The sequence below is a fragment of the Fructilactobacillus vespulae genome (genome assembly GCF_047324295.1).
Taxonomy (GTDB): domain Bacteria; phylum Bacillota; class Bacilli; order Lactobacillales; family Lactobacillaceae; genus Fructilactobacillus; species Fructilactobacillus vespulae.
The window spans coordinates 295471-319336 of sequence record NZ_CP137138.1; the positions used below are offsets into that span (position 1 = coordinate 295471).

General features: G+C 39.3%; 7 protein-coding genes. 1 reads left to right on the plus strand and 6 read right to left on the minus strand.

Going from position 1 to position 23866, the window contains the following annotated elements; all coding sequences use genetic code 11:
• The first annotated feature begins 29 nt into the window (after positions 1 to 29).
• A complete protein-coding gene (locus R4B61_RS01460; protein ID WP_413627878.1) occupies positions 30 to 479 on the plus strand; it encodes a universal stress protein in 450 nt (149 codons plus the stop codon).
• A gap of 37 nt (positions 480 to 516) precedes the next feature.
• On the opposite strand, the gene R4B61_RS01465 is transcribed toward R4B61_RS01460, so the two are convergent.
• The 6 genes from R4B61_RS01465 to R4B61_RS01490 form a co-directional block, all read right to left on the minus strand.
• Positions 517 to 2325, minus strand: a complete 1809-nt coding sequence (locus R4B61_RS01465; protein WP_413627879.1) for a glycerophosphoryl diester phosphodiesterase membrane domain-containing protein — start codon at positions 2323 to 2325, stop codon at positions 517 to 519.
• 28 nt (positions 2326 to 2353) lie between these two features.
• Positions 2354 to 3292 (minus strand): mechanosensitive ion channel family protein, encoded by a 939-nt coding sequence (locus tag R4B61_RS01470; protein ID WP_413627880.1) that lies wholly within the window; start codon positions 3290 to 3292, stop codon positions 2354 to 2356.
• A gap of 203 nt (positions 3293 to 3495) precedes the next feature.
• Positions 3496 to 10971, minus strand: a complete 7476-nt coding sequence (locus R4B61_RS01475; RefSeq protein ID WP_413627881.1) for a hypothetical protein — start codon at positions 10969 to 10971, stop codon at positions 3496 to 3498.
• Between the two features lie 98 nt (positions 10972 to 11069).
• On the minus strand, positions 11070 to 12596 hold the full coding sequence (locus R4B61_RS01480; protein ID WP_413627882.1) for a glycosyltransferase: 1527 nt from the start codon (positions 12594 to 12596) through the stop codon (positions 11070 to 11072).
• Positions 12597 to 12610: 14 nt separating this feature from the next.
• A complete protein-coding gene (locus R4B61_RS01485) occupies positions 12611 to 14161 on the minus strand; it encodes a glycosyltransferase family 4 protein (protein ID WP_413627883.1) in 1551 nt (516 codons plus the stop codon).
• Between the two features lie 157 nt (positions 14162 to 14318).
• A complete protein-coding gene (locus R4B61_RS01490; RefSeq protein WP_413627884.1) occupies positions 14319 to 23852 on the minus strand; it encodes an LPXTG cell wall anchor domain-containing protein in 9534 nt (3177 codons plus the stop codon).
• Between the last annotated feature and the right edge of the window lie 14 nt (positions 23853 to 23866).

Sequence of the window (23866 nt, forward strand, 5' to 3'; positions counted from 1 at the left end):
ACATAAAGTCTTAAAAAAGGAGCCATTTTATGAAAAATGAGTACAAAAACATCTTGGTGCCGGTTGATTATTCGTCTATAACTAAAGAGCTGGCGCTAAAAGCAGCAGAAATTGCAATCAGAAATAATGGCCGAATTGATCTTTTAAACGTAATTAACACTAATTTTAGTTTTACATTCGGAGCAATGGATGGAAATCAAATTACTTACACCGTTAATGATCACCTTAAAACGCTAAAAAAATTAGCTAGTTCAATTAAACAAGAGACTGGATTTACTAACATACATATCCATGTTCGTTTTGGAAATCCCAAAAATGTAATTGCTTTTGATTTTCCCAAAGAATATCATAACGACTTAATCATGATTGGAAATAAGAGTAAAAAAAGAACCCCTACACTCTTGGGTTCCGTTGCCAGTTTTGTAAATCTATACGCACCATGTGACGTGATGACCGTTAAGCCTAAAACCAAAGAATAAACAAAAAACTTGTAGGAATTAATTCCTACAAGTTTTTTTAGTTCTTATCTCCGTTACTAATATCGACTGCCCCTTGTAGATTATTCGCATAGTTTACAAAGCGGTCGGCATAGCTCGGATTTTTAAAGTTCTCGTTAATCGTTTGTTTTAAATCAGATAAATTATCAGTGATAATCCCATCAACATTCAAGAAAATCATTTGATTCATTTCATCTTCTTGGTTAACGGTCCAAGCAAACACAGCTTGATGATGCATGTGAGCTTTTGTAACAAAATCCTGCGATAAAGTAGTTTCTTCCATTGTATAGGCATTCGCCTTAGTTTCTGGGAAGGTAAAATTAAACGGCAAAATGTAACTACTATAAAGCTCTGGTTTATCTTTTTTCAGCTTAGAAATCACGGAGTAGTCTAACGAATGAACCCGATCATGATCCTTTAAAATTCGTTGACTGTACTTATTGATAAAGTTATCCATCATATCTTTTGAGTCATACTTAGTGGTTTTAACTTCAATCAATAACTTCTGATGATGCTTCTCTGCCGCGGTTAAGTAGTCATCGAAGCTGGCAATTTTAGCAGAATAACCATTTTCATGCGCAGTCAAATTTTGCATTTCTTTTAAAGTTAATTCATGTGGTGCCTTATCAACGTTTGCCAATGCTTTTAAGTTTTCATCATGCATTACCACAAACTCATGATCTTTGGTTTCATGTAAATCCATCTCAATATAATCCGGTTTTTCTCGTGTCGTCTTTTCTAACGCCGGGATGGTATTTTGCACTCCATTACCGTTATCAACACCTCGATGAGAAAGCGTTAGCGGTTTATTCAATGAAGCTCCTTGAAGATACGTAATATCATTCGCTAAACTAATTCCAACGAAAACTAGAATAAAGCAACCAAAGATAACTTTGAAAATCCGTCGTTTTTGTTTTTCAACTGGTTTAAAGTTTAACTTTTGGGGCTTTAAGTTGAAGTGATTAATCAACATAATGACAAAAGTTACGATGTTTAATCCACTGATAAATTGAATGATAATCCGGAAGATTCCCATGTTAAGGGAAGCCATAATCAAGGCAACATCGTTACTCTGATGTTTATCAAAGTAACTTTGGATTAAATACAATCCTCCAGAAGTTAGTGCTAACACTAGTGTAGTTAGCATCATTAAAACAAACATCCGCCAAATTAATAACCATAAATTATGTTTAGTTAGTTTCCAACTTTTTCGTGCGGCCCCTTTACTATTTTCGCTACTAAGAATGGTTAATGGTAGTGTTAAAAGTAACCGTAACGCGATGTAAAGAATTACGACATAAAATAACAACAATAATATGGTAAAAACTGGTTTCGTTAAAATGAAATCTAGAATAAAGGTGGGAATTTTAACCTTCGATAAAAAGGGAGAATTGAAGAAAATCCCACTAATTGGAAGCACCAACACAAAGTAAAATAGATAAAACCAGAAGCTGTGTTTATCCAATTTCTTTAAATCTAACAACGTGGCTTTAATAATGTTCAGCCAGTTCAAACGATGATATTCGTTGATATAACTGATTCCGTTCAGTAAAAACGAAAAGTGAATAAAGGTAAATCCTAAAATAGCGACTATCAACAACAGGATTTCTCCCGCTGCCAACGGCTTTTGTAAAATGATTTCAACAACATTCGTATACGATAAATACGAAATGTGATTAATCTGCATGATAGCCGTCATAATCCAATTGGTAATTGGTAAAATAATATCCATAATCACGATGTTAACGAATAAAATCAACAACGTGTAAGGAAACCAATCATGGAAAAAGGATTTCAACGACCCCAGTAATAATTTATTTTTAAACAAATTTTTTCTCCTGATAGTTAAGCGTTAATTATTTCGCTTTAGGAACTGAAATTGGTGAGAGGGGAAGTTCAATTCCAGCCTCTTTAAAGGCATCTAGGTAAGCTGCCAAATATTCGGCTTGAACTCGTAATTCCGCACTACTTTTAACGGTAATCACTGACTCAACAGCTAGTGAGCCATCTTTTAGATAAACCGTTCCAAAGATTAAAGGATCACCAATCACGTCTGGATTATCATTTTTCTTCGCTTTATTAACTTCAATCATGATGTTTTTAATCTTATCAATGGGCGAATCTGGCATGATTCGAATATCAACCAGTGCCAAAATATTATCTCTAGATAAGTTGGAAACCGTCGTAATGTTACGGTTGGGAATGAAATTAAGGGTTCCAGTTAAAGTTCGAACTTGCGTCGTTCTTAATCCAATTGCCACCACAAATCCATCAATTTCATTGATGATGACATGTTCTCCGACATCAATTTGGTTTTCAAATAGCAAGAAGAAACCACTAACAATATCGCTAACAAATCCTTGCGCACCAAGACCAATTGCCAAACTGAAGATTCCGGCCCCGGCAATTAAGGTCCCAACTGGAATACCCACAATTGCTAAAATGGAGTAAAGCCAGAAGAAAATCACTACATAATAGTAGGCATTTTCCGTTAAAGTAAAGATGGTTTTATTGCGTCGCTTACTTCGAAGCTTATTTTTATCGACGTTATTACCTTTTACTGCAACCTCTAGGCGACCTTGGTATTTATTAAATAGATGGGTAATAATCTTTTTCCCCATCGCTGAAATAAACCAAAACAATAGCGAAATTAAAATAATGCTAATAATTTTGGTAGCCACGTCCCAGAGAAAGTCATCTAAATTAAACTTATTTAAAAAGTTATTGATGATCTTATTATTACTGTATTCCTTAATTGGATTTTCCGCCGCTAATAAAAATGGTTGTAAATTCATTAATATGTACTCCTCTATGTTTTATTTCTTATCATTACTACTCTAACATTGATCTGATTTTAAATGTAGTCAATATAATCATAAAATTAGTTGATTTTTGACAAGGAATCATAAATCAATTGTAACCAAAAAAGCATCTTCGCTTTAATTAATTTTACCTAGATTAATTAACGAAAATGCTTTTTATTTATTTAATTTTTAGTTTATTTTTCTTTATCTTCCTTTCTTTTGAAAACACCTAACATGATGATTGCTAAGCTAACGATTAGATATCCCAGGTTGGATAGTCTGCTTGAGCTTTCACCAGTTTGTGGTAACTTTCCGTTTGATTGGTTTAGATTATTGTCGTTTTCGTGAACATTAGAAGAATTAAATGCTACATTTGCAGCGTTAACTTTACTTTCTTTTCGTTTTAATACTTCCAATTCCGCAGAAACTAGGGCTCTTTGTGCCGTTTCATTTTCAGTCATTGCTTCTGCTGCTGCAGAGTTAGCTAAGCTCAAATAATGAGCCGCTGCAAGTTTATATCGCTTAGCGTTGCTGACTGCATTACGGCTGGTTTGTGCCGCTACTTCTGATTCATTTGCAGCTACACTTGCCGTTTTGGCAAAACCATTAGCGCCAACGTTATCACCAACTGAAGCTGCTTGATTAGCAGAATCTGCTGCAGAAATAGCTACTTTAGCTGCGCTACTAGATACATTTGCTGTACTTGAAGCAACTACATATTCACTTGCAGCTAAACTTGATGATACTTGCGCTTGATTAGCATAGCTAACTGCCGCAGAACTAGCACTTGCTGCCTTTCTTGTTGCTTTAGTTGCTGTACTCAAAGCTGTTTGGATAACTGGATTGTTATTATTTTCAGGATCATTAGCAATTCCGCTTAATTTATTAGCGGCACTCTGTGATGCTGAAGTAGCAATGCTGGTAGTGGTACTTACCTTTTTCGCTAAATCTGCTTGTGATTGGGCTAAACTAGCTGCGGCTGCAGCAGATGCGGCATTGCTGATTGCTTGACTCCGACTCTTGGCAGCCATACTTGCACTAGCACTTGCTTCTGAGGCCGCGCTAACTGCTGCACTTGCTGCTTGGGCTTTTTCTAAAGCAGACTGTGCCTTTTCATTCTCAGCTACTGTTATTTCCGCTGCTGAGCTGGCTGAGTTACGGGAATTTGAAGCATTTTGAGCATTGTCGGTAGCCTGACTAGCAGCTACTTCAGCGGTACTTTCTTCTATAGAAGTATCATCATCACTTGCATCAATATACTCAGCTGCGGCTACGGCCCAGACTTTCATTGCAGAACTTGCATATTCTGTAGTGGCATCATTGGCTTTCGTCGCTGCATTTGCTGCTGAGGTTGCATCACTAGCTGCTGATGCAATAACCTGATTATTTTGATTAGCAGCGGCACTAGAAATCTTTTGTGCTTGTTGTGCTGCTTCTTGCGCGGCTTTTTTTGCTGCACTGGCAGCACTACTTTTGGCATTTGCAACACTTGCTGCTAATGAGGCTGATAATGAATTGGCCCGACCCAGTGCTTCTTGGGCTTTTACATTTTGAATAGCGGCTGACTTAGCTGCTTGTGCTGCTGAATCACGAACACTTATTGTTTTTTGTTCTTGACTCCTTGCTTGGCTAGCTGCATTTTGAGCTGTTTCTTCATTACCAGAACTAGCTGCATCACTTGCATCTATATATTCAGCTGCTGCTACTGACCAAACTTCCATTGCAGAACTTGCATGTACAGCAGCGGAATTATTAGCTTGAGCTGCTGCATTTACGGCTGATTGAGCATCATTCAAAGCAGATTCAATCTCATGATTACCTTTATTAGCAGAATCATTAGTAATATTTTGAATCTGTTGCGCGGCACTATGAGCAAAATCATTTGATGTACTTGCAGCTACCTTATTTTCATTTGCGACACTTGCCGCTAATGAGGCTGATAGTGAACTTGCTCGTCCTAATGCTTCTTGTGCTTTAGCGTTGGCTACTGCTACATCTTTTGCTGCTTTACTTGCAGAATCACGTGCACTTGATGCTATTTGTTCATTATCTTTAGCCTGACTAGCTGCTTTTTGCGCATCACTTTCATTCCCATATTTTGCTGCATTACTTGCTGTTTGATAATCATTTTTTGCTGCTTTTGAAGCATCATTGGCAGTTTTAGCATAACTATCTGCTTGGACTTTTGCTTGTGAAGCAGTGTTTGTTGCTGATAGTGCAGCTGAGGATGCGGCTAATATACCGGAATCATTCTTATTTGATCCTTCATTATAAATGGCATCTACTGTATTTTGTGCCTTTTGTGCGGCATCGCTGGAATTGCTTGCGGCTGCTTTATTTTGATTTGCTGTACTTGCTGCTAATGAAGTTGATAGTGAACTAGCTTTAGCTAGGGCTACTTGGGCTTTGGCAGTTTCAGCGGAAGCTGAACTTGCAGCTGTTGCTGCTGAATCATAATATGATTTTGCATTTTCTTCATGGTTTTTAGCACTTTGGACTGCTATTTGTGCTTCACTACTGGTTGTAGCTTTTTTAGCATTATTTGCTTCGCTTGATGCTAAGTCTGATTCACTTTTAGCTTGGCCCGCATAACTTACTGCCTGATTTTCAGCTTGTGATGCTTGTGTAGCTGCAGATGATGCTGCACTTGCTGCTGATTGGATATCTCCATTACTACTATTTGATGCATAGATCTTATCTAATTGTCTTTTTGCACTTTGTGCATCACTATTTGCCGTTTCTGCCGCACTACTTTTTTCGTTAGCTTGGCTTGACCATGATTGCGCTGTACTTGAACTTACAACTGCTTGGGCTTTTGCCAATGCTGTTTGCACTTTATCATTAGCTTCTCCTGCACTTTGGGCTGCTGTAGTAGCTGAATCATAATATGATTTTGCATTTTCTTCATGGCTTTTAGCACTTTCGTAGGCGTTTTGTGCGGCACTACTTTTTGTAGCATTTTTGGCATTATTTGCTTCACTTGATGCTAAGTCTGATTCACTTTTAGCTTGGCCCGCATAACTTACTGCCTGATTTTTAGCTTGTGATGATTGTGTAGCTGCAGATGATGCTGCACTTGCTGCTGATTGGATATCTCCATTACTACTATTTGATGCATAGATCTTATCTAATTGTCCTTTTGCACTTTGTGCATCACTATTTGCCGTTTCTGCCGCACTACTTTTTTCGTTAGCTTGGCTTGACCATGATTGCGCTGTACTTGAACTTACAACTGCTTGGGCTTTTGCCAATGCTGTTTGCACTTTATCATTAGCTTCTCCTGCACTTTGGGCTGCTGTAGTAGCTGAATCATAATATGATTTTGCATTTTCTTCATGGCTTTTAGCACTTTCGTAGGCGTTTTGTGCGGCACTACTTTTTGTAGCATTTTTGGCATTATTTGCTTCACTTGATGCTAAGTCTGATTCACTTTTAGCTTGGCCCGCATAACTTACTGCCTGATTTTTAGCTTGTGATGCTTGTGTAGCTGCAGATGATGCTGCACTTGCTGCTGATTGGATATCTCCATTACTACTATTTGATGCATAGATCTTATCTAATTGTCCTTTTGCACTTTGTGCATCACTATTTGCCGTTTCTGCCGCACTACTTTTTTCGTTAGCTTGGCTTGACCATGATTGCGCTGTACTTGAACTTACAACTGCTTGGGCTTTTGCCAATGCTGTTTGCACTTTATCATTAGCTTCTCCTGCACTTTGGGCTGCTGTAGTAGCTGAATCATAATATGATTTTGCATTTTCTTCATGGCTTTTAGCACTTTCGTAGGCATTTTGTGCGGCACTACTGTTTGTAGCATTTTTGGCATTATTTGCTTCACTTGATGCTAAGTCTGATTCACTTTTAGCTTGGCCCGCATAACTTACTGCCTGATTTTCAGCTTGTGATGCTTGTGTAGCTGCAGATGATGCTGCACTTGCTGCTGATTGGATATCTCCATTACTACTATTTGATGCATAGATCTTATCTAATTGTCCTTTTGCACTTTGTGCATCACTATTTGCCGTTTCTGCCGCACTACTTTTTTCACTAGCTTGTTTTGACCATGATTGCGCTGCACTTGAACTTACAACTGCTTGGGCTTTTGCCAATGCTGTTTGCACTTTATCATTAGCTTCTGCGGCACTTTGGGCTGCTGTAGCCGCTGAATTATAATATGACTTTGCATTTTCTTCATGGTTTTTAGCACTTTGGACTGCTATTTGTGCTTCACTACTGGTTGTAGCTTTTTTAGCATTATTTGCTTCGCTTGATGCTAAGTCTGATTCACTTTTAGCTTGACCCGCATAACTTACTGCTTGATCTTTAGCTTGTGATGCTTGAGTAGCTGCAGATGATGCTGCACTTGATGCTGATTGAATATCTCCATTACTACTATTTGATACATAGATCTTATTTAATTGTCCTTTTGCACTTTGTGCATCACTATTTGCTGTTTCTGCCGCACTACTTTTTTCACTAGCTTGTTTTGACCATGATTGCGCTGCACTTGAACTTACAACTGCTTGGGCTTTTGCCAATGCTGTTTGCACTTTATCATTAGCTTCTGCGGCACTTTGGGCTGCTGTAGCCGCTGAATTATAATATGACTTTGCATTTTCTTCATGGTTTTTAGCACTTTGGACTGCTATTTGTGCTTCACTACTGGTTGTAGCATTTTTGGCATTATTTGCTTCACTTGATGCTAAGTCTGATTCACTTTTAGCTTGACCCGCATAACTTACTGCTTGATCTTTAGCTTGTGATGCTTGTGTAGCTGCAGATGATGCTGCACTTGATGCTGATTGAATATCTCCATTACTACTATTTGATGCATAGATCTTATTTAATTGTCCTTTTGCACTTTGTGCATCACTATTTGCTGTTTCTGCCGCACTACTTTTTTCACTAGCTTGTTTTGACCATGATTGCGCTGCACTTGAACTTACAACTGCTTGGGCTTTTGCCAATGCTGTTTGCACTTTATCATTAGCTTCTGCGGCACTTTGGGCTGCTGTAGCCGCTGAATTATAATATGACTTTGCATTTTCTTCATGGTTTTTAGCACTTTGGACTGCTATTTGTGCTTCACTACTGGTTGTAGCTTTTTTAGCATTATTTGCTTCGCTTGATGCTAAGTCTGATTCACTTTTAGCTTGACCCGCATAACTTACTGCTTGATCTTTAGCTTGTAATGCTTGAGTAGCTGCAGATGATGCTGCACTTGATGCTGATTGAATATCTCCATTACTACTATTTGATACATAGATCTTATTTAATTGTCCTTTTGCACTTTGTGCATCACTATTTGCTGTTTCTGCCACACTACTCTTTACATTTGCTTGGATTGACCATGATTGTGCTGCACTTGAGCTTACAGCTGCTTGTGCTTTGACTAAAGCTTTTTGGGCATTTTCATTTTCACTTGAAGCTTTATTTGCAGCTGATTCTGCTCCTGTACTATCACTAGCATTGCTTTCACTAATTGCATTACTATAAGCATTAGATGCTTCTGTAGATGCATTATTTGCATCACTTAATGCAGAGGAAAAATCAGAATTACTACTATTTACATTATTTTCATAAATATTTTCAACTTGTTGTGCTGCATTTTTGGCTTCATCATTCGATAAACTTGCGGATTTCACATATTTTGATAAGTCTGCTGTACTATTGGCCGAAGAAGCACTTGAGCTACTATTACTATCTATATCACTATGAACTGGTGAAATATCTAATTCTCTTGGCATTTTTGTACTTGTAATAATATTATTATCCACTTTTCTATCAATATTAAATTTAGTATCATTTGTAATTTTTATTTTATTAAACTTTTTTGAAGACCAATTATCATCATCTGATAACAATGTTTTCAAATTATAATTTTCACCAGTTATTGATACTTTACCATTTGATATAACACTAATTATTTTATTTATAGCTTTTGTTGAATTCCCATTATCATCTTGGTATGCCAAATGAATTCTCTTTGGAGAATCTATATTTAATGTAGCATTACCGTCTATATAAAAAATAGAATTGGAATGTCTCTGATTTATTGTTATATCTGCTCCTGATTCGAAACTAATGTTTTCATGTCCCAGAATATTAATAGCTGAATATCCAGATGTACTAGAATTAGATATTAATGTAAAGTTTTTTCCAAATTTAAAATCACCGTTATAATCAACAGTATCAGTTGGATGAGTATCTGCATCTAGAAAACTACGAAACCCATTCTGCTCCCAATAAACACTATCTCCTACTTGTATACTATTAATATCTAGATATAAAGCGGAAAAATTAGATTGATACGTTGAATCATTTTTATAAGTTGAAACAATATTAGAAGAACCATCACCCATTCTAAATGCATTACCAAATCCAACCGCTTTTCCATCATCAGCACCATAGTTTGATTCTAAATATGGATGATCAAAATAAAATTCAGAATAATGTAAGTCAGGATTTAAACTAGTACGATGCATTTCCACCTTAGCACTATTGGCAAAATCAATATTAGTAACTCCTCTAGTCATTTCATTTGAGATTTTGAAATCATTATAACCTGAAAAAGTAACTTTTCCATGAGGTGAAAATATAAATCTAAACGGAGAATCGGTTTTTGTTGTTAATTTACCATCTGAAGGAGTTAATGAGATATTATCCGCATTCACTTTTAAATTTCTACCATCAGGTGTGTAAATTAAAGCACGGTTCTCTGTTTCTGCAGCTATAAAAGACTGAATAAACTTAGAATTTGTCATTGTGAATGTGGTTATTTTTTTTGCATTATACGTATTTTTAAACTTAAATGAATCTTTTCCAAGGTCTATAGTATGTCCATTACCATTAATAATTATATTATTAGAATCAATTAATCTTCCCTGCATATTGTTTGGATAATTAACGGTAGGATCAAGAGTTTCTACTGTATTAGAATTAGTAATATCACTTTCAATATTAATATAACTAGTATTCGAATTATTCCAAGCATTCACCAAATCTTGATAACTTCTAACACTAGCATATGAATCTGGCTTTTTATTTGCATTTTTAACCTCATCCGGCGTTGGAATATTCACAGATGTTGAAGATGTACTTGCTTGACTACCACCTCTATCAGAAACTGATCCTGCAGCACTTGATGCAACACTTTCACCACTATTCATCCGATCAAAAAGACCATCATTACTTGAACTAGTGGAATTTGCACCACTGCTACTAGTACTGGTGCTACCTGTTGATGCAGATCCAGTCGATGCTTGACTACCACCTGAAACTGATCCGGTTGTTTCCGAACTTACTATTCCTTTGCTACTACTTGTTGATTGTGGTGCTGGTTGCGAACCACTACTATGTACCGATTGAGGATCAACCGATGCTTGACTGCCAGTTGCCACACTGTTTGATTGGGGCTGATATGTACTACCAGTTGAGGGAGCAGCCTCACTTGCACTCCCAACTGCACTGCTATGATAAACTCCAGAAGCCGAACTTCCAACTTCTGAAGTTGGGACCGTATCATCCGCTTGTGTTTCTAAATTAGAATAGGCATAAGTTCCTCCGAGAAATGCGAAGGTGGCTAATGATACGACGACCCAACTCTTTTTAACTTTCCGTAGTATCTTTTTATCGGACTTTTTTTCAAACTCATTTTTATTGTATAGCATACGATTTCCTTTCTTAACAAAAAATTAATATAATATAAAAAAACTAAACAATATTCAATTAAAAAAGACCTGATTTTTTCAAATCAAGTCTTTTTATTTTAATAGCTGTCGGTAACACTTCGCCATTTAGCTCTAGTATTTGAGTAACTATAGTTATCGGCTAGTGCTAAACAATTTTTCGACATTTCATTATATTTATCTTGGTCATTGCTAATATCCAGCAGCTTGTTAATTGCATCGACTCGATTATGGTAATGAACTAAGTAACCATTTTTACTATCTTGAATGATTTCTCTGGGACCATAAGGAACATCATAAGCTAAGGTTGGTAACCCCTGTGAAATAGCTTCCACAGTTGTAATTCCATAACCTTCACCACGAGAAGTCGATAGTAACATCATTGATTCATCATACGTTTTTAAAACATCTGCTGTCTTAGAACTGTATGGTGCAAAAATAATTGAATCTTCAATTTTTAATGATTTGATTAAATCATCTAATTCTTTTTTGTAGTTTTGATCGCCTACATATCCTTGAACCTTCAAGGTTGATTTAGGTAATTCCTTATGAATTTCTGCGAAAATCTTAAACATTTCGTCTAGTTGTTTTTCGGGAGAAATTCGACCCACATATAAGAATTGTTTTTTATCAAATCGAGTTGATAATTGCTGGTTTAATTCGGCTTCAGAAATCTTTTCTGAATCTGGAATAAATGAATCTGGAGCAACTTTTACATGAACCTTAAAACGACTTTCAATATCTTGTTTTTGTCGTTCCGTTGCTACCAAGATTCCTGTAAATTTCTCGGGCTCTTCCGTAAATGATAAGCTGTAACCTTGATAGATTGGACTATTTTGCGTATCCATTCCGTTGGTAACGTGATTATCGTGGACAAAAACCCATTTTTTGGCATGTTCAACGTTTGCTAATGGTAAATCACAGTTTCTTCGATCAGAAATGAAGGTACTGTTATTATCTTGATTGAGTTCATTGTAGAAAAACTCCAAGAACTGAGCTTCTGTATCAAACTGATAATTATGACCACGATAGTTAATCAAACGCCACATGGTTTGTTGTTGTTTGTCGTTAACGTTCATGAAAGTAGTTTCTAAAACTCGTTCACCGGCTAGGTTAAAGTAAATTTGTGAAGAAATTCGACCATCAGGTAAGTAAAATTCCTCCATTGATTTAAACCCGCGCCAGTCCCAAAATTCTTTAGAACCTACGTTATTAAATTGGTCTAGATGTTCGATATTGCCGACCAATCCAATGGTTTCAGGCATCACGTTTACCCGTGCAATCACCCGACCATTGTTTTTAATTTCTGAAACGTTAGCGTTTTTATATTCAATGTGATAATCCGTCTTTGGAATTACTGAAGTTAATCGTAAGTTAACCTTTTTTCTTTTTACATTAGTTGTATTTTGAAAATAATCATAAACATTAATTACGTCATCGTTAGTTAGTCCATGATCTTCCATATTCTTATGCAAGATAGGATCAAAAGCAGAAGTTACAATTTTGGCATGAACTTCGTCTTTGTTAAACAGTTTAACTCGATTAAACTGACTAAATTCGGTTCCGGAATTAAATGCATAAATATTATCACTTAGAAAATAATACATAATTGCACCTCATTTTATTTTAGTTTTGCATCGTTAATTAGTTCTTGCCAGCTATTCCAAACGTTTTCTTCTGAGTAACGTTCTGCTGAATCATAAGCATTATCACTGTATTGTTGTAATAATTCAGGGTCTTTGAAAAGCTTAATTAGCTTTTGGCCCATGGCTTGATAATCATCAAAAGGAACAATGAAACCATTATTCTCGTTTTGGATAATTTCATTAGGACCGTAGTTTACATCGTAGGTAACTCCAACCATTCCGTTACTGATAGCTTCCATCACGGCTAAGTTGAATCCTTCCATTCGTGAAGTCAAACCAAACACTTGCGCATTCTTTTCAATTTCTTCGATGTTGGTAGTGTATCCCTTAAACGTAACCACGTTTTCAAGTTGGTTATCTTTAATCACCTTTTCCACAGCTCGTTTAGCTTTGTAATTATCACTAGTATCAGCGTAACCATACAAATCTAAGGTAATTTGAGGAACTTCTTTTTTAGCAATGGCAACGGCGCGAACTAAATCATCAAGGTGTTTTTCCCAAGCAATTCTGGCAACCGCAATCACTTTTCCAAACTCACGATCCTTCATGGGAACTCGAGGACTAGTTAGGCTATCCTCTTTAACGATTCCCACGGGGATGGTAAATGATTTAGCAGTTGGTTTGAACCGATCCTTGATATCTTTAGTTTGTTTTTGTGTGGCAGAAACCACAGCATCGTATTTATCCAAATTATTCAATAAAAATTCATAGTTGTTATTTAATAAGATGTCATTTGGATTTTGTGCATCACTAGTTTGTGCATTGTGCATATATGCGACCATATATGCATCTTTAGGCATATGTACAAATCCCCAGTCGCCCAATAAAGCTCGATCAATGACAAAAATATTTTTGTATTCTTGATTGTCTTTAACTTCATTTAAGCATTCTAAGAAGTAGTGCAAAATTTCTTCAATCGTATCGAATTGGCGTTCACTACCATCTAAGGCGATTAATTTCCAACCACTCTTTTGTAGCTTACCTTGCCCATCTTTTCGATAATAAGCAGCAATGGCGGGACGACCTTTTTCATCAACCCACACTTCGTTAATAATTTTGTTATCAGGACTGTACCATTGTTCCAAAGTCTTGAAACCTCTGGAATCAAAAATATCAACCCGATATAAATTGTTATAACCATCAAAAAGTTCAACAGAAACGACCCGTTTGTCGTTGAATTCGTAGTTAACTCTAGCAACCATCACACCGTTTTTTCTCGTAACAATGTAGCGGTTATTCTCTTCTTCATCATTATATTGTAAATCGGCTAATCCAAAGTCTAAGTCATCAACCTTTACAATCTTGCTTTCGGCGTTAACTCGTCCTTGAAAATAATCAAACATGTTAATCATTTGATCATCACTAACCCCAGAGTTGTTAGCTGTTCTATGTAAGTCTCTAAACCAATCTCTGGTTACAATCTTAGCCTCAATATTTTTCTTTTTAAAGAGAGCTAGCCTTTTTAACTCGGCATGTTCAATTCCTGATTTTTTCTCTGGCATACCAAAATTAACAAAATAAATCATTAGTTTTCTCCTTTGTTTAGAAAAATTAATGTATTTCTCTAATACCTATATGGTGGCACAACACATTAGATTGCACAAGCATTAAGTGAACTAACATTTAACTTTCAACCAACAAAAAAGAAGACTTCATTAAAAAGTCTTCTTTTAGTGTTAATCACTACTTATTTTCTTTTCTTTTAACAATTCCCATAAGCAAGGTTACCAACGAAATTAATAGGGCTCCTACAACTTGCAAATTACTATTGGTTTCACCAGTTTGTGGTAATACCTGTTTAGCATTGGCGTTGTTAGAAAGGTCAGATCCGTTAAGATTATTCATTTTAACAAGACCTCTTTGCGCGAGATCGGCATTAATTTCATTAGCAGCATTTACTGCTACCTTAGCAGCTAGTTTTGCCATCTCAGCAAAGCTTTCTGCCGTGATTGCAGCTGACTTAGCTGTTGCAGCATCACCATTTTCTGCAGCAGATTTGGCAACCATTGCAGCTGAATTTGCGGCATCAGCAGCACTGGAAGCGACATTTGCAGCTGAATTCATGACATCAATTGCTGAACTTAAGGCTGGATCAGAAGCCTTGTTGGCATTTGACTTAGCAGCACTAGCAGCACTTTCTGCCTCTTTAGCAGCAGAGTTTGCTAATGACTCTTGTTTGGCAGCGTTAGAAGCATCAACCAATGCGGAACTTGTTGCTGTCGCAACGTTTCCGGTACTTTGCGCTGTGCTGTTAGCAGTTGAGGCTTTCTCATTTGCATCTGAAGCTACACTGGCAGCACTAGAGGCTTGGCTAGCAGATGACTTAGCAGCACTAGCGGCACTGGAGGCGTCTTTTTCTGCAGAACTTGCCACACTAGCGGCACTAGATGCGACACTCGCAGCAGAACTTGCTAATGAATTGTCACCCTTAGCAGCGGTAGAACTAGCAACACTCGCAGCACTGGATGCAGTGCTTGAAGCATCAGAAGTTACTTTTGCAGCACTGGATGCCTTAGCATTTTCATCACTTGCAACGCTGGCGGCACTAGATGCCACACTTGAAGCAGAGCTTGCTACTGATTCTTGGTTAGCAGCTTCACTAGTAGCCGATTTAGCAGCGCTTGCAGCAGAACTAATCAACGAACTATCTGGATGTTGGGCTGCAGCAGAACTTGCGATACTTGAAGCATCCGATGCTTTGTGAGCTTGTTCAGCAGTTGATGACGCAGCTGAACTAGCTACCTTAGCTGATGATGCGGCACTGGATGCCGCGTCACTTGCTTCTTTAGCGTAAGAACTTCCATGGGTATCACTGGTTGAAGCCGCACTGGATGAATTATCAGCATTGCTTGCATCACTTACTGCAGAGCTAGTATTAGTTGCGATACTTCCAGCACTTTGCGCTGTGCTGTTAGCAGTTGAGGCTTTCTCATTTGCATCTGAAGCTACACTAGCAGCACTGGATGCTTGACTAGCGGCTGACTTAGCAGCACTAGCGGCACTAGAGGCGTCATTTTCTGCAGAACTTGCTACACTGGCGGCACTGGACGCGACACTCGCAGCAGAACTGGCTAATGAGTTATCACCCTTAGCAGCAGCTGAACTAGCGGCGCTGGCAGCACTGGAGGCTTGACTAGCAGCGCTGGATGCGACATTGGCAGCACTCGAAGCTTTACCATTTTCATCACTCGCAACGCTAGCGGCACTAGATGCCACACTTGAAGCGGAACTGGCAATTGAATTTTGGTTAGCAGCATCGCTGGCAGCTGATATGGCAGTGCTTGCAGCGGAACTAGCTAGTGAATTTTCTGGATGTTGGGCAGCGGCAGATGAAGCAGCACTGGCAACATCTGAAGCTTTATGAGCTTGTTCAGCAGTTGATGATGCAGCGGAACTGGCATCTCTAGCTGATGATGCGGCGCTTGAAGCAGCATCACTCGCATCTTTAGCGTAAGAACTTCCGTGCGTATCACTAATTGAAGCAGAACTAGCTGAACTCTTGGCATTATCAGCGTTGCTTGCAGCTGTACTTGTCGTAGTGGCAATATTGGCCGCACTGGAGGCTACATCTGCGGAACTTGAAGCCTTAGCATTTGCGTCAGAAGCTACATTGGCGGCACTAGATGCCTGGCTAGCGGCTGACTTAGCAGCACTAGCAGCACTGCTTCCGTCTGCTTCTGCAGATGATGCAAGACTTGCAGCGGAGCTTGCTGTATTGGCAGCAGAGTTGGCTAACGAGTTATCACCTGCTGAAGCAGCAGATCTGGCTGTACTTGCGGCACTAGATGCAACAATGGCTGCAGAAGAAATTACAGCGGCAGCACTAGATGCCTTAGAACTTTCAGCTGAAGCCTGACTAGCAGCCGTACTTGCAGCACTGGCAGCAGAACTAGCTACTGATGTTTGGGTTGCAACATCACTTGCAGCAGATTTGGCAGCACTTGCTGCGGAACTGGCTACGCTATTTTCTGGGTGTTGTGCTGCAATTGAATCGGCAGTGCTTTGCGCAGTTGATGCTTTAGCATTGTGATCGGCAGCGGCACTAGCAGTTGACTTAGCATCGCTTGCGTGATCCCCGGCTGATTTGGCAGCATCACTAGCATCCTTAGCGTATGAATTTCCGTTAATTTGACTAGTTGAAGCAGCACTGGACTTATCATTAGCTATATTTGCAGCACTGGCAGCAGAACTGGTATTAGTTGCAACGTTTAAAGCATTGGATGCATCACTCGCAAAACTGGAAGCAGATTTAGCTGCATCACTTGCAGCACTGGCAAAACTGGAAGCGGCACTGGAGGCTGATTTAGCAACACTGGCAGCACTCTTAGCAGTTGATTCTGCACTAGCGGCTTCACTGGCTGCAGAACTTGCTACTTGAGCAGCTGATTCTGCAGTTGATTTATCACCACTAATTGCAGCAGAGCTAGCAGCACTGGCAGCACTGGATGCGGCACTAGCAGCTGATTTAGCAGCACTCGATGCTACGTTTGCTTTATCATTTTCCTCATTAGCTACCTTAGCAGCACTTGATGCGGAACTTGAGGCAGCTTCTGCATTGGCTGCTTGACTAGCAGCTGATTCTGCAGCTGATTTAGCTGTTTTTGCAGCAGAGCTGGCTAATGAGTTATCAGGATGTTGTGCTGCAGCGGAACTAGCATTGACAGCAGCTTCTGATGCTTGCTTACTTTGTTCTGCAGCAGAGTTTGCAGCAGAACTGGCAACTTTAGCTGATGATGAAGCTGCTTCACTAGCTGAACTGGTTTCCTTGGCAGCAGAACTGGTATTGGTATTGCTGTTTGAAGCTGCACTAGAATCATTTTGGGCCTGAGCGGCATCACTGATTGCAGCGCTGATATTATTAGCCTTATCTTCTTCAGCTTTGGCTTTACCGGCGGCAGTTGCAGCTGATGAAGCTGCATCTGATGCAACTTTAGCTAAATTAGTTGCCGTTGATTCCCGATCTTGGTTAATCTTAGCGGCACCACTGGCAGTTGCAGCAACGGAGCTAGTTACACTAGCAGCACTCGATGCAATCACAGCATAACTAGAAGCAGCGCTACTATCACCTAAGGAAGCAGCAGAACTAGCAGCTTCTGCAGCAGAGCTTGCTTGGCTTGCAGCACTAGATACTACATTTGCGTAACTGTTAGCATAACTGCTTGCGTCTGAGGCATCACTGGCGGCTGACTTAGCGGCATTAGCAGCAGAACTGGCAATTGAATTTTGCGTTGCTGCATCTGATGCATAACTAGCAGCAGAACTGGCAACTGTTTGAGCTAATGAATTTTGCTTATTATTATCTGCAACTTTTTGAGCATTATTAGCTGATTCAGATGCAGCAGTACTTTGTTTAGCTGCTTCATTTGCTGACGAACTAGCATTGGTTGCAGCCGAACTAGTAGCTACATTAGCTGAGTTTGCAACACCAGCATTTGAATCTGTGGAAACTTTATCATTGGCTGCAGCAGCTGATTTATCTCTAGCATTTGATGCATAACTTTCAGCAGTTGCGGCATCAATGGCTTTTTGTGCATAGGACTTAACGTTAGCAGCTTCTGTTTCAACTAATGCTTTAGCCTTATTAGCTTCATCTAAAGCACTAGCTGCAATTGACTGATAATCTTTGGCAAATTCGGCAGCTGCACTTCCGGCATTGGCTGCTTTAGATGCAGCACTAGCGGCGTCAGAAGCATCTTTAGCAGCGCTAGAAGCAGTTTCTTTATCATAGTTAGCTGCAGCAGAGTTAGCTGTACTTAATGCTAACGAAGCTTTATCAGCAGCCTGAGAAAGTGCTACGGCAGCGGATGAAGCTCTATCTGAAGCTCTATCTGCAGTTACTTTTGCTTCACTTGCTATTCCGACTAAACTATCTAAAGCTGATTCATAGTCGTTCATTTTTTTAGCTGCTTCATTCGCTAATGAATTATTTTCTGTTACAACCTTATTGGCTGGATATTTAGCAGCAGCTGAGCTTGCAGCAGATATACTATCAGAAGCGGGTTGTTTGTAACCGGCAGCTTCACTAGCAACAGAACTAACTGATTGTGAAGATACTCCGGCAGCTGAAGCAGCACTCTTAGCAGCTTCAGCATATGAATTACCCTTAATATTAAGACCATCAACGTAATTTGCACTGTCGCTAGCAGCAGATGCACTACTCTTGGAAGCTTGAGAATTATTTTCTGAAACTGCACTAGAAGCAGCATTTTGGGCTGCACTAGCAAATGAGGCGGCTTTACTGTTTGCGTCAGCGGCTACACTAGCAGCTGAACTGGCTACGCTAGCGGCTGATTCAGCATAGCTTGCAGCTGATTTATTTTGCTCAGCCAAATTAGTAATTTGATCTCTAGCACTACTATTGCCGTTCTTAGCTTGTTCAATCAAACCTGTAATTTCTTTTTCAGCAGCACTAGCATTATTAGCATAATCAGAAGCAACACTGGCAGCGGAACTAGCTACACTAGCGGCAGAACTAGCAATGTCACTATTACTTTTAGCGTTTGACTGTGCAGCTGTAACTTCTTGTAAATGAGCGTTTGATCCACCACTGGCAAGTGAATTAACGATATCAAAGGCACTGTTAGCAACTGAATCATGTTGGTTAGCTTCACTTGCAGATGATGAAGCATTTACCGCAGAAGAACTAGCGGCTGAGGCTGATGATCTTGCAGCACTTGCATATGAATTAACATTAATTGCATTAGATGAATCTCCAGCAATATCTGACTTAATCTTATTAGCATCACTGGCAGCACTTTGGGCAGTCGAGTTTGCCGTCGATGCTTTTTGGTTAGCATTCGAAGCTACAACGGCTGCACTGGCTGCTTCCGATTCCCGTTTTTTAGCGGCTTCTTGCGCAGCACTTGCGGCAATTGCGGCATTAGATGCAGCACTGGCAGCACTTGATGCAGCACTTGCGGCACTTGATGCAGCACTACTATCACCTTTAGATGCTGCAGAACTTGCAGCACTCGCAGCGGAACTGGCAGCACTTGATTCGTTAGTTGCAACTGATCCTAAACTTCCAGCAAGGCTAGCAGCATCAGAAGCTAACTTCGAAGATGCACTAGCTTGACTAGCAGCGGAACTGGCAGTCGAACTTTGGGCAGCAGCATCATTGGCAGCAGAAGTTGCTACACTAACTGCAGAACTGGCAGCTGAATTATTTGGATACAAGCCAGCAACCGCTTTAGCATTATCTGCAGCGGAAGCAGCAGACTTATTATTTTGTTCAAATTCTTTGGCAGAAGATGCTGCATTGGATGAAGAAGAACTTGCAGCGATTGCTGATGAACCAGCGGCGCTCGAAGAATTTTCTGCCTTATTCTTATCATTATTAGCTGCGACTGAATTAGTTCTTGCATCAGATGCATAACTTTCAGCGGTAGCCGCATCAAGCGCTAATTTTGCATAAGAACTGGCATTAGAAGCTTCTCTTGCTGCATCTGAGTTTGCTTGATTAGCAGCACTAAAGGCAGCAGCAGCGGAAGATTCATTATCTTTGGCCATTTCGACTGCTGTACTTCCAGTTACTGCAGCTGAAGCAGCTGTACTTGCGGCGCTAGATGCAACCCTTGCCGCACTAGATGCAGCAGTGCTATCACCTTTATTAGCTGCTGATTGAGCATCGGCAACCGCTTTAGCAGCAGTTGATTTAGCATCTTTAATTGTTTGAGCGGCACTTTCTGCAACTCCAGCAGCTACGCTCGCAGTTGATGCAGCAGAACTAGCTAATTCATCTTGTTTGATTGCTTCATTTGTATATCTATCAACATCTTTGGCAGCACTTGCCGCATTTGAAGCATTATCCTTAATTACTTGATTCTTTGGATATTCGCTTGCAACAGAGTTAGCAGTTGCTACATTATTGTTAGCTGCTTGGTCGTAACCCTTAGTTTCATTTGCTACGATTGTTGTTTCACGGGCATATGAATTAGCTGCATCTGCAGCACTCTTTGCAGCTTGGGCAGATGAAGTACCATCAAATTTATTAGCTTCATTAGAACTGCTACTTGCATCCGAAGTAAACTTATTGGCAGCATCAATATTATTGATTGTTTGTGCTACGTTTTGTGCTTCTTGGTTAGCTGAAGCAGCGTTTGATTTAGCTGTTTCTGCATCACTTTTAGCATTATTAGCATCAGTTTCATTTTGTTTTGCTAAGTTAGCAGCGTTACTTGCAGCACTTGCGGCAGAGGCGGCAGAAGCGGCTGCGTCAGCTGCAGATTTAGCGGCTGAACTAGCAGCTGATTTGTCACCATTTGCTGCAGCAGAATTAGCTACAGACGTTGCATTTGAAGCAACATTTGCATATGAATTTGCTTCACTAACTTTATTAATCGAATCAGCTTTTGCACTGGTTGCAGCACTTGCGGCACTATTTGCTTTAGCGGCAGCGGAACTAGCTTTCCCAGCTTCAGAAGCAGCCTTTGAAGCAGCTGAACTTGCAGTTTGGTAAGCACTGGCAGCTGATGAATTTCCTTGGTTCTTATCAGCAATTTCCTTAGCTTTTGCAGCTAAGTCAGCAGCTGATTTGCTTTGTGCTTGAGCAGAATTATTAGCATCATTAGCGGCATTACTGTATTCGCCGGCTTTGTTTGCTGATGAAGTTGCAGCGCTTGAAGCTGAATTAGCAGTGTTTTTACTGTTATTTGCACCATTACTACTAATTTGCGCTTCGTTAGCTGAACTTTGCGCAGCACTTGCATCCTTAGCAACTGTTGCAGCACTTTGAGCTAAACTATTCGCAGTTGATGCATCCCGAGTAGCCTGGCTAGCAGTTGAGGCTGCATTAGAAGCTTCAATTTCTTTTTGTTTTGCAACACTAGCTAAACTATTTCCTAACGAGGCAGCAGTTGAGGCTGCTTGGGCAGCACTAGAAGCAACTGAAGCGTATGAGCTAGCAGCTGTTTTATTACCAGCAGCAGATTGGGATACAACTGCGTCAGAAGCCGTTTTAGCAGCATTTGCAGCACTGGTAATAGTATCTGCTTGTGATTTAGCAGCATTTGCAGCACTAACAGCAGCACTTGAGGCTGCTCCAGCAGTTGAAGCGGCTGAACTAGCGACTAAAGCAGCTGAACTAGCAGTCGACCGTTGATTTTCAGCAGTATTAGCTGCGCTACTTGCTACTCCATTTTTAGAGTTATTAGCTGCATTCTTAGCGTCAGAAGCTGCGTTAGATGCACTTTGGTTGGCTTGATCAGCAGTAGTTGATGAAGCATTTGCATTACTTGCGTAAGATTTAGCTTGGTTTGCTGAAGAATTGGCATTGTTGTTAAAGCTAGTGTCAATGTCTGAAATACTGTTGACACTTTCATTTGCTTTTTGGTTATAGTCGACGTCTTTGGTGTAGGTTACGTACTCACCGTTATTAACGGTAAAGATTCCTTGACCGGCTCCCCCAACTGATACAGTAACTTTAATTGTATTTTTATCTTTACTGTACCCTTTGATATTAGGGGTTGGAACATCAATTGTTTGTCCTTTTGAACCAACTGCACTTACTACAAATGATTTATACTCATTATCTGAAATATCTGGATAAACAGATTTTATGTTAGAAGGAACCGTAACTTTACCGCTATAAACTGAACTTGATGGATTACCGGTTAAAAGAGTGTCAGCATAGTTAAAAGAAACCAATTCTCCAGGAGCTAAACTATCCTTATCTGATTGAACAAATATTGAAGAATCAAAATCGTTTTGTTTAGCACTAGTAACAGACTTACCTGCAATAACTTCACCATTTTTATGTCCAGAAGCTGACTCAATTTCAGTTAACTTAGCGTTTGTTCCAAGATTAGAAACGGCATCGCGTTTAAATTTACTAGTACCTAATGAAATGAAATAAGCCCCAGAAATGCTAGCTCCATCACCAGGAATTGTATATAGCGTTAGCCCATTACCACTAATTTTAATTCCACCTTGTCCATCTGCTACTATATCAACATTATCTGTAACAGAATCACTGCCAACACTTAGAGCCGTATCAACAAAGACCCCAAATTTTTGGTTTAAAGCCGTTGTTCCTTTATTTAAAAAGTTAACATAATGGGTAATTTGCCCATTGCTAGATAAATCAACAACTTCCATAACTTGAATATTTTCTGGTGTATCAAAAATCTTAGCCATTTGGTGTAACCCATTAGAGTTATTAACATAGTAATTAGTTACACTATTACTAGCTGTGTTTAAAAAGTTTAAAGTATTCCCGTCTCGTTTATAAAATCCAGAGGTGTTTATATTTCCTCTATTATATGCGTAAGCATAAGTAACACCGTCAGTAGTAATTTTTGCGTTAACAAATGGTTTAGCGTCTGGTTTTGATTGCAATCCATTTGCATCAATGCTTACAGTGTAATCTTTATTATCAATAGTTGACTTAAAGCTTATAGAAATTTTAGCATCATTAATATTTGACTTTTTCCAGCCATCCGCAGCTGTTAAAAGATTATTCAAATCTTCCTTCACACTTGCTAAACTAGCATTATTAGTCTGACTTTGAATAAAATTATTTAATTTTTCTTCTGCTTCACTAGTAAGTTGACCATTTTCAATAATTTTAGTGTTGCTTAAATCATCACCCAGGGTTCTAGCTTCAATACTCTTTGGAGCTTCACTGGCTGATGAGCTTTTGTTTTCTGTAGAATTTGCTTGACTAGAAGGAACGCTAGCTTCGTTTTTTGAAGTAGCTGCACTAGATTCGCTATTTGAATATGTAATTGTCGTAGCTGAATCTGAATGTTGATTATCCGAACTAGACTGACTCTTTGGAGCAACGGATTCGCTATTTAAATTTTCATATGTACTATTCGTGGTCGAACTCGATGGTTGGTCAGTTACAGTGGACTGACTTGCAGACGTACTGGTTTTGTTGTTGGAGCTTGCTTCAGAACCAGGCGCTGCTGAACTACTCTGTTGTGTAGTCGCACTAGTCTCGCTATTTGCAACCGTATCAGTAGTTATAGCTGCTGAACTATTGCGTAGAGTGACAACATCTCCACCCGATTCTTCCTTTGAAGATTGGCTGTTACTATTGGCAACTGCTGCAGTAAACACTGAATCATCACTAGCTTTTACGGTCATACCGGTATAAGCGTAGCCACCACCCAAAAAGGCAAAGGTAGCCAATGACACGACGACCCAATTTTTCTTTACTTTACGAAGTTTCTTCTTTTCTTCCTCTTTTTTTAATTCATTTTTATTATATAGCATAGTTTTCCTCCTTA

Bases quoted from the DNA above. Each gene is read 5' to 3' on its own strand.
- R4B61_RS01480 (WP_413627882.1), bottom strand. From the start codon at position 12,596: ATGTATTATTTTCTAAGTGATAATATTTATGCATTTAATTCCGGAACC.
- R4B61_RS01470 (WP_413627880.1), bottom strand. From the start codon at position 3,292: ATGAATTTACAACCATTTTTATTAGCGGCGGAAAATCCAATTAAGGAA.
- R4B61_RS01485 (WP_413627883.1), bottom strand. From the start codon at position 14,161: ATGATTTATTTTGTTAATTTTGGTATGCCAGAGAAAAAATCAGGAATT.
- R4B61_RS01490 (WP_413627884.1), bottom strand. From the start codon at position 23,852: ATGCTATATAATAAAAATGAATTAAAAAAAGAGGAAGAAAAGAAGAAA.
- R4B61_RS01460 (WP_413627878.1), top strand. From the start codon at position 30: ATGAAAAATGAGTACAAAAACATCTTGGTGCCGGTTGATTATTCGTCT.
- R4B61_RS01475 (WP_413627881.1), bottom strand. From the start codon at position 10,971: ATGCTATACAATAAAAATGAGTTTGAAAAAAAGTCCGATAAAAAGATA.